General features: G+C 29.2%; 1 protein-coding gene. It reads left to right on the forward strand.

The features are described 5' to 3' along the window. The first annotated feature begins 167 nt into the window (after positions 1-167). Positions 168-1,085: a hypothetical protein gene (locus VLM92_RS06375; RefSeq protein ID WP_325275510.1), complete on the forward strand. Its 918-nt coding sequence runs from the start codon at positions 168-170 to the stop codon at positions 1,083-1,085. Positions 1,086-1,758 lie beyond the last annotated feature (673 nt).

Raw genomic sequence — 1,758 nt, forward strand, 5'->3', positions numbered from 1 at the left:
TGAATATTTAGAAAATACAGGGGATAAAGAGGGTAAAAATGGGCAATAAAAAACTCACTAATTGGCAGTTAGTGAGCATATGTTACAGTTATGTAACTACATAAATTCAATATACATAATTATAGCATAGAATTAACCCATCCTCAAGACTAAAGAGGAGAGAGAGAATGAAATTAAAATTATTAGAAACATTGGATGTACAACTAAAAATAAACAGAATCACTAAGGAAGAATATTCCCAATTAAAGGACAAGATTATAATATTTGAGGAGATAAAAACTCAAACTGAATTACAACTTGCAATTAGTGAGTTAAAAGATGAAATAGAAAAAAATAAACCTGAGGAAGATAATGAAACAGAATGGACAGATGAGAATACCCTAGAGCCTGAGGGTGAAGAATGGGGAGTATCTGATAGAAAGTTTAAGGTATTATGCTCTATAGATGAAAGTATAAGACATGACAAAGATATAAATTATGGGTTATATCTAGTTTTAAAATCTCTTACTGAATATGATGAAATACAAGCTAATGGTATAAAAGTTGGTTATGATACTATCAACATGAATTTATATACCTTAGAGGATTTAGGAAAGATGGTAAAAGGTGCTAGAGGCAATATGTCAGCAGATACAGTTGGAAAACAACTAAGACTGATGGAAGATAGAGGAATAATAATAGTTGAGAAAATAGGTAGAAAATATAATCAAATACTTATAAAGAAAAATGTACAAGGAGAAAAAGGGCTAATGTTAAATAATAAGCTAATACAAATACTTTCAAGTGTATTAAAAAATGATGCTCTAAAAGTATACATATACCTTTTAAACCTACAGGAGCAGAGGAAATTAAATAATTATACAAATGACTTTGTATTAACTGCTGAAACAATTTTTAAAGGCTCATTTGGTAGAGAGCCTAAAACTACAAGTGATACAGACCTGAAAAAGGTTTATGCTATTATGAAAGGTCTTGATAGCATCCATTTAGTGGACAAGGTTACCCAAAGAAGGACTAATAAAGATGGTAGCATCTCACAAAGATACAAAATAAATAATATAAAACCACCAAGAGAGCCTAAATAGGCTTTCTTTTTTTATAGAAAAGTAGTATCCTGTGAAATTATCAGGATATAGATGTTTTATATATAGAAAGAATTGAAAACTTGTATTAAAAATTGGTACAGATTTTAATAGTATCCTTTGAAAATTTCTAGCTATCCTTTGAAAATTTCTAGCTATCCTTTGAAAACCTCTTTAGTATCCCTTGAAATTATCAGTATATAGATGTCTTTTTAGTTGTCCCTTTAGATGTCTTATTAGATGTTATAGGCTAAAGCCTAGTTTTATAAATAAAACCAACAATATAAAAGAACTATTAAAATATTACAAAATAATAATTACAAATATAGATAAGATACTAAGAACTAATAAGAGTAGAGCCTCATACCCCTGAGCCATTCTCATTAATAGTGGTATTTTTTGTATATAAATTATGATATAATTATTGCAGTACAATCATAATCTCCTTTTACTTTTAAAGGAATATTTTGTATTGTTGGCTTAAAGAGATGGGTGAGGACTCCTCTCTTTTTTTAATTACAGTAAGTTTATTATGAAAAAAGTATTGAACAGGAAGTTAGAATCCCCCAAAAACCCAAAAGAGCCAACATATGTGCAATAATGTGCATTAGGGGGAGGGTATAATGTAAAGTGTAAAATAAATGCTATCCTCAGAGCCTCTGAGAGCCTTTAGAAC

Source organism: Romboutsia sp., from assembly GCF_035470145.1.
Taxonomy (GTDB): Bacteria; Bacillota; Clostridia; order Peptostreptococcales; family Peptostreptococcaceae; genus Romboutsia_D.

Bases quoted from the DNA above. Each gene is read 5' to 3' on its own strand.
- VLM92_RS06375 (WP_325275510.1), top strand. From the start codon at position 168: ATGAAATTAAAATTATTAGAAACATTGGATGTACAACTAAAAATAAAC.